The organism is Argonema antarcticum A004/B2, assembly GCF_023333585.1.
Lineage (GTDB): Bacteria > Cyanobacteriota > Cyanobacteriia > Cyanobacteriales > Aerosakkonemataceae > Argonema > Argonema antarcticum.
In genome coordinates this window covers 45,756-53,032 of the sequence record NZ_JAIQZN010000050.1, presented here as the reverse complement: position 1 = coordinate 53,032, position 7,277 = coordinate 45,756, and the positions used below count along the sequence as shown (strand labels likewise).

Sequence of the window (7,277 nt, the reverse complement as noted above, 5' to 3'; positions counted from 1 at the left end):
ATTGCTAGGTGGTCTGGTCAGTACGACTTGCTTGATTCCTCTTACAAGCCCAGTGTCTTTAGACCTGGGTTACTGACAAGTTATCTTAGTTAAACGCGGACTTATTGATTCGAGTCAGCTTTTACCAACATTGTAGGAACTTGAAACGAGGAATAATCGTTTTTTCATTAAGATTCCGACTTCTGGTAGAAATTTTGACCCTCGGATGGGCATCCTGAACATAGACAAAAGATAACTCAACTCGCGCAGGAGAGCGTCTATCTATGCAGTCGCAGTATGGTGAAAATCAATCTTTGGAAGCTACAGAAGAAATTTTGGATATAAAACCCAATCCTGTCGATACTGATGAGTTAAGCGAACAAACAGCAGATGAGCTAGGTAAGACCCAGATCGAGCCAACACGCTTTCACGGCTTCTTTGAAGACTGTATGGAGATGTATGCTGATGCTCAAACCGTTGCTGAGTATCTAAACGCTCACCAAGGATGGTTTTGCCGCTGCGCCCACCCCATGAAAGCCGAACCAATAGGAGAGAATGGCTACGCCTTGACGGTAGGACGCTTTGGTTCCTTTGGCTATCAGGTGGAACCCAAGGTTGGTTTGGAATTGCTACCACCTCAAGAAGGTATTTACCGCATCCGAACCATACCAGTCCCCGATTATGTTGCCCCTGGTTATGATGTTGACTTTAATGCCACTCAATGCTTAGTGGAAACAACGACAAGTGATTTGGATGAGGGATTAGTGGCTTTCTTGGGGCGCAATGGGAAATTAACAAGGATAGAATGGCAGCTAGATTTAGTTGTAACGATTCACTTTCCTAGATTTATTTACCGTTTGCCCACATCTTTGATTCAAAGTACAGGCGATCGCCTCCTAGCCCAAATTGTCCGCCAAGTCAACCGCCGTTTGACTCACAAAGTCCAGCAAGACTTTCACTCAACTTTGGGCTTGCCGATGCCCCATAAATCTAAAAAGTTTGCAGCTTAAGAGATGGTGGGAGTGGGGGAGAATCACAACTGACAACTGACAACTGACAACTGACAATTGACCACTGACCACTGACCACTGACCACTGACCACTGACAATCGATCACATTTTGCTAATGATCCTTAGCAGAATTTCCATACCGCTCACCGCTTGCCACCCAAAAAATCCCAAAAGAACCACATTTAGGAAAATATGGGTGTAGCGAGCCAAATCGTTGCCTTTCTGCATCAAAGGAGAAAGAGCGGCAGAAGTTGCAATTATACTTGTCATCGTTAATCCTACCAGCAGGTGAGGCCCGACAAACAGCTTGTCGTTGTTAATGTAGGTAACACCCATACCGAAAACGGTGGATACAACCATCAACCCCAAAAGCAAAGAACCGATTTGGTAGTGTCGGATGTTATACCTGCCCTTGATTAGCTCTTTCTTGGCTTCCCCTTCTGCGTTTCTGGTACGTATGACCTGAATGCCCAGGTACAAGGCATAAATGGCTGTCGCTAACAACACCCACATTACAGTGGGATGTATAAATTGGCTCCAAACTTTAACGGATGCGGGAATTTCCAAGCTCATGGTATTATACGGAGGATTGCTTAACTAACTTATAAAAATTAGCATAATCTCCGTAATGATTCTTTGCAAAGGCGCCATTACCTCCAAGCTGTGACGCCCTCTTTTTGGTTATCATCTGGAAATTGGGTAGAAACCTATATTTGCATGATTATTCTGCATAAATGTAATGCAACGACCGGCACTGTCTTCTCAAGTTCCTAATTTAACGCTAAGTTGACATTGCTGGGGATGCAATGAGGCGCAGCCATGACTTCCACATTAGATAAAGATGTCTTATTAAGACGGGCGGCTCAAAACGGTGAAATCGATCGAGTACAAGCGCTACTCGCTGAGGGTGCTAACATCAACGCCACAGACAAGGATGGCACCACTGCTTTGATGTTTGCCGCCCGCAATGGTTACGCAGAAATTGTCCAGGATCTGCTGAAAGCTGGTGCAAACGTCAACCAGCCGAGAAAATTGTACAAGCTGACAGCTTTAATGTTGGCAGCTGCTAGGGGGCAGGTTGATGTCGTTGAGACTTTGGTGGCTAGCGGCGCTGACGTAAATGCCAAAAATGTTGACGGTAGCACCGCTTTAATGATAGCGGCGCTGAAAGGGCATGGTAACGCGGTAAAGCTCTTGCTAGCTGCGGGTGCTGATGTCAATATCAAAGACAAGGATGACGATACTGCTTTGACTATAGCAGCGGAACACGGCCACGCAGATGTCGTACAAGCATTGCTGGAAGCTGGTGCTGATGTCAATGTAAACAGTGGCGGTGAAACAGCTTTAACTCTAGCCGCAGGTCAAAATTATGTCCAAACAGTTGAGGTACTTTTAGCTGGCGGGGCGGATGCGAATGCAAGGAACCAGGAGAAGCGGACTGCCCTGATGTTAGCAGCAGAGTCGGGTTATATGGCGATCGCACAGCAGTTGTTGGCCGCATCCGCTGATGTTAATGTCAAAGACAAAGAGGGTGAGACGGCCTTGACTCTGGCAGCCGATCAGGGACATACTGCGATCGCGCTTGCACTGCTAAACGCCGGTGCTGAGGCAAATACCAAAAATTTAGATGGGTGGACAGCACTGATGGCAGCAGCTGCCGGAGGTTACACTGCCATTGTTACCGCTTTGCTCGACAAAGGTGCGGCGATCGACGCTAAAGATGCTGATGGCGAAACGGCTTTACACCTGGCTGTTGTCGAGGGATATGCTGAGGTGGTCGGGGTTTTACTCAACCGGGGGGCTGATGTCCACCTTAGAAACGAACTTGGGGATACAGCCCTGCACTTAGCAGCTTTGCAAGATTACAGCAACATTGTGGCAGATCTGCGGCAACAGGGAGCAGATAGCAATGCCAAAAACTTTGGCGAGACAGCTTTAACGATCGCAGTATCTCACAGAAACATTGAGACGGTAAAAATATTGTTAGATAGCGGTGCTGATGCCAACGTGCCTGATGATGGCGGAAAAACTGCCTTGATAAAAGCAGCTGAGTATGGTGATACCGACATCCTGCAACTTCTAATTTCCGCAGGTGCCGATGTCAATCTTCAAGATAGTACTGGTGCTACTGCCTTAATTTGGGCGGCTTCGCGGGGTTATCGTGACGCAATAAAAGTTTTACTCGACGCCGGTGCTGATGCTAATCTAAAAAACCAAGGCGGCAGTACGGCTTTGATGATGGCTGAATTTAACGGTCATCGCAACGTTGTCACATTGCTTAAAGCCGCTGGGGCGCAGGAGTAAGTATTTGCGATCGAACTTACTACTATGGAGTGAGGTAAGAGTGGGAGAATGATGAAAAATACTACGAACAATTCTGTTTAATTCGGCCCACCTACTCAGTTCAGCCAAGCCTTTTTCCAAAAAGGTTTGGAAGTTTCTTTCATTTCCTCGAAAATTTTAGTCTTTTTCAGCATCAATAAGGCTTCTTCAAAAGAAGGATCGTCATCCTCAAATTCAAAGCAAACTTCCATATCCCTACACACAATACCACGATAGTCTGCTGGCCCCACAACCCAACAAGGGCGCATTCCTAAAGCCCTTGCTAATGCTTCATGCCGAATTAGGGGCGAACAGTAGCTTTCAACTTGTAGTAAAGCTTCGTAGCGAGGTAAATTTAACAAAGTTTCATCATCGCTGCCATCCGGTTTGCGAAGAATAATTTCCACTTCTTCGAGCGCTTTTTCTATTTCAAAGACAGTACATAACTTCCTGGCATCTCCTCCCTTAATCTGATTCCCTGTAATGTTAATAATTTGGCTGGATTGCCAATTATTGTCTCCACAAGTTGTATATTCATCAAGCATCACCCCATTTTTGCAGACGTGATACCAAAAGATGCTGCCATCATAGATAAATATAGCTATAGCCGAACAAGTAAATCTTTCCGAAATGTGAGAAGCTAAACAAACCAAGGAAGCTTGAGGGTCGTATTGATATTGTCGTAATATAGTTTTCGATCGCGAGTTCAGCTTTCTTAACTTAGTCAACTCACCTTTGTCGTATACAGTTGTAAATCCATTCACAGTCGGAGATACATAAGCATCAAGATTTATTTCAGATAAATAATCAACTAATTCATCCCGATCCACTCTCCGTAAAGTGATATTTCCGTATTGAATCCCCATAAAACTGATATTTGAGCCAAGTTTTTTATTAGGGTGCGTTGGAACGCACCCCATGCTACTTAGTGTAAGAAGTGACGGATGCCAGTAAATACCATCACAATACCCAATTCATTGGCAGCATCGATCGAGTCTTTATCTCGCAAACTACCACCCGGTTGTACAATGGCAATAATTCCCGCTGCTGCGGCTGTCCTTACGGAATCATCAAATGGGAAGAAACCATCGCTAGCAAGAAAGGCACCTTGAGCTTTTTCTCCCGCTTGTTCTAAGGCAATTTTAACAGAGCCAACCCGATTCATTTGACCCGCACCGATACCGAGAGTTGTGCGATCGCACGTCACTACAATAGCATTCGATTTAACGTGCTTGCAGACTTTCCAGGCAAAGAGTAATTCTTCCAGTTGTTCTGGCGTTGGTTGTTTCTCCGTGACTACCTGCCATTGGCTAGGATTTTCTATTGTATCATCAGCAGCTTGAACGAGAAAACCACCTGCGATCGATCTGACCGTTTCTTTTGGCCCACCACTCAAATTTCGCAAAATTAAAACTCGGACTTTCGATTTAGCACTTAGAATTTCTTGTGCTTCTGCTTCACATCCCGGCGCTACAACGCATTCTAAAAATGTTTTTGTCAAAGCAGTTGCTGTCGGTGCATCGATAGGTTTGTTCAGAGCAACAATACCACCAAAAGCAGAAACAGGGTCAGCATTGAAAGCTTTTTCATAAGCTTCTAAAACGCTATTTCCCATTGCTGTACCGCAGGGATTCGTATGTTTGATAATTGTCGCAGTGGGAGTATCGGTAAACTCAGCAATAATTCGCCGTGCAGCTTCTAAATCCACCAAGTTATTATAACTTAGTTCTTTACCTTGCAGTTTAGTAGCAACAGCCCAACCGCTCTTAACTGTTCCGGTTTGATACCATGCAGCGGGTTGATGGGGATTCTCGCCATAACGTAGGGATTGCAGCTGTTCTCCAGAAAGCCCAAACTGTTGTGGTAGAGATGTTTCAGGCAACGTCTCTAGAGGGGATAGATCGCACAGATAAGTTGCGATCGCCAAATCGTAAGCCGCAGTATGAGAAAATGCTTCCAAAGCACGCGCTTGCCGAAATTCTAGAGACGCCTCTCCTCCATGCTGCCGCAACTCCTCTAAGTAAGCATCATACCGATCGGGATTGCACAAAACCGTCAAATGAGCGTAATTTTTGGCCGATGCCCTGAGCATCGCAGGGCCACCAATATCGATTTGCTCAATTGCCTCACTCAAAGTGACATCTGATTTGGCAATTGTTTGCTCAAATGGATAAAGATTCACCACCACCAGATCGATCGGACGAATTTGATTTGCTTCCAAATCTGCGATATCCTGCGGCAAATCGCGACGTGCCAGAATACCGCCATGAATGCGGGGATGTAGAGTTTTTACTCGACCTCCCAAGATTTCAGGAGAACCAGTGTAATCAGAAACTTTTGTTACTGGTATACCAGCTTTTTTTAGTGCTTGGGCAGTTCCACCGCTGCTGATTAGATCGAACTCAAATTCCTCAACCAGTTTCCGGGCAAAGTCGATCAGATTAGTTTTGTCAGATACACTCAAAAGTGCCAAACGGGTACTCATTAGCAAATTCCTGATTGGTGCAAGTTAAGATTTTAAAGTTAAATACTAATCTTTGTTAACTTTTCGTTTAAATTTTGATTGGTGCTAAGTAAATGGGCATAATTAAACGTAAAACTCCAGGCCCAAAGAAACCCGGTTTCTTGGAGAAACCGGGTTTCTGGGAGTTCAGTTTATTTACGCCCACCTACTTACTTTCGGAAAACGGGAGGAACCTCACCCCCCCCAACCCCCCTCTCCGAGATCGGAGAGGGGGGAGAAAGATTTGGAGAGGGGGGAGAAAGATTTGGCGTGGGGGGGGGGAGAAAGATTTAGAGAGGGCGGGAGAAAGATTTAGAGAGGGCGGGAGAAAGATTTGGCGAGGCGGGAGAAAGATTTGGCGTGGGGGTGAGTAAATTTCCCCCCTCCCCGTTGACGGGGAGGGGTTGGGGGTGGGGTTCCTGGCTGTAAACTAGAAAATATGGATACAGCAAATCAATTTCGGGAGCAAACGTCTGTCTTTAGAAGTCATTACCATTCCAGCGACAAGCGGCAAACCTCCAGCAGGTGCGATCGTCTCTTTACACGGCTGGGGTGCCAACGCTGAAGATTTGGCATCCGTCACACCTTTGTTGAATTTACCAGATTACGAGTTTTTGTTTCCCAACGCTCCTTTTCCTCATCCCCATACGTCAGAGGGAAAGGCGTGGTATGACTTTCAGAAAAATTCTTCCGGTTTATCAGAAAGTCGGCAACTGCTGACTGACTGGCTTACTTCTTTAGAGAGTCGCAATGGCATTCCACTCGATCGCACAATTTTGAGTGGATTTTCTCAAGGTGGGGCGATGACTCTCGATGTGGGGCTGAATTTGCCTCTAGCAGGCTTAGTTTGTCTAAGCGGCTATTTACATCCCGTTTCTGAGGCGGCGACAAATCGTTCCTTTCCCCCTGTTTTGATCGTTCATGGCAGACAAGACTCGATCGTGCCTCTGAATGCTGCTATGAACGCAAGGGATACTTTATCCAGCTTGGGGGTAGCAGTGCAGTATCAAGAATTTGACATGGGGCATCAAGTTACACCGGCAGTTTTAAATGTAATGCGAAGTTTTGTGTTGCAGGTTATGTCATCTGCAAGCCCCAAAGTCCCTTAGAAAAACCATCTCGCTGTTTTGCTGCAAATATAAATACTTATCCTGGACTGGTCTAATATAGTAGCGGTGGCTGCATCTATACCAGTAGACTCCACGCTGAATGCAAATACTGCTTGAGGGAGTAGCTCAGGATGAAAACTGTAAACATTTCTAAGCGGGATATTTCTGTTTTGACGGCAGCAGATGTAGCTGAATTGGCTGCACGTCTGGAACAAGATGATTATGCTAATGCCTTTGAGGGTTTGGACGATTGGCATTTGCTACGATCGATCGGCTTTCAGCGTCCCGATTTAGTTGAGCCTTACATCCACCTGCTCGACTTAGAAGCCTACGATGAAGCATAACCATTTTAG

Annotated in this window: 7 protein-coding genes; 4 read left to right on the top strand and 3 right to left on the bottom strand. The window is 45.7% G+C overall.

The window, feature by feature from the left end; translation table 11 throughout:
• Positions 1-263 precede the first annotated feature (263 nt).
• Positions 264-989, top strand: coding sequence for a DUF1997 domain-containing protein (locus LAY57_RS20410; RefSeq protein ID WP_249068700.1), 726 nt, complete (start codon positions 264-266; stop codon positions 987-989).
• 103 nt (positions 990-1,092) lie between these two features.
• Here the strand turns inward: LAY57_RS20410 and LAY57_RS20405 are convergent, their stop codons facing one another.
• Positions 1,093-1,563 (bottom strand): DUF4079 domain-containing protein, encoded by a 471-nt coding sequence (locus LAY57_RS20405; RefSeq protein ID WP_249068699.1) that lies wholly within the window; start codon positions 1,561-1,563, stop codon positions 1,093-1,095.
• Between the two features lie 246 nt (positions 1,564-1,809).
• On the opposite strand from LAY57_RS20405, the gene LAY57_RS20400 reads away from it, so the two are divergent.
• The gene (locus LAY57_RS20400; protein ID WP_249068698.1) at positions 1,810-3,294 is read left to right on the top strand and encodes an ankyrin repeat domain-containing protein; all 1,485 of its coding nucleotides are present in this window, start codon (positions 1,810-1,812) and stop codon (positions 3,292-3,294) included.
• Positions 3,295-3,389: 95 nt separating this feature from the next.
• Here the strand turns inward: LAY57_RS20400 and LAY57_RS20395 are convergent, their stop codons facing one another.
• Positions 3,390-4,178: a hypothetical protein gene (locus LAY57_RS20395; RefSeq protein ID WP_249068697.1), complete on the bottom strand. Its 789-nt coding sequence runs from the start codon at positions 4,176-4,178 to the stop codon at positions 3,390-3,392.
• A 59-nt stretch (positions 4,179-4,237) separates the two neighbouring features.
• A complete protein-coding gene (gene purH / locus LAY57_RS20390) occupies positions 4,238-5,797 on the bottom strand; it encodes a bifunctional phosphoribosylaminoimidazolecarboxamide formyltransferase/IMP cyclohydrolase (RefSeq protein ID WP_249068696.1) in 1,560 nt (519 codons plus the stop codon).
• Between the two features lie 491 nt (positions 5,798-6,288).
• Between purH and LAY57_RS20385 the strand changes: the two genes are divergently transcribed.
• Together LAY57_RS20385 and isiD are read left to right on the top strand one after the other, a co-directional pair.
• Positions 6,289-6,924 (top strand): alpha/beta hydrolase, encoded by a 636-nt coding sequence (locus LAY57_RS20385; RefSeq protein WP_249068703.1) that lies wholly within the window; start codon positions 6,289-6,291, stop codon positions 6,922-6,924.
• 131 nt (positions 6,925-7,055) lie between these two features.
• Entirely contained in the window at positions 7,056-7,268 is a 213-nt protein-coding gene (isiD, locus tag LAY57_RS20380; protein WP_249068695.1) for a protein IsiD, read from the top strand.
• Positions 7,269-7,277 lie beyond the last annotated feature (9 nt).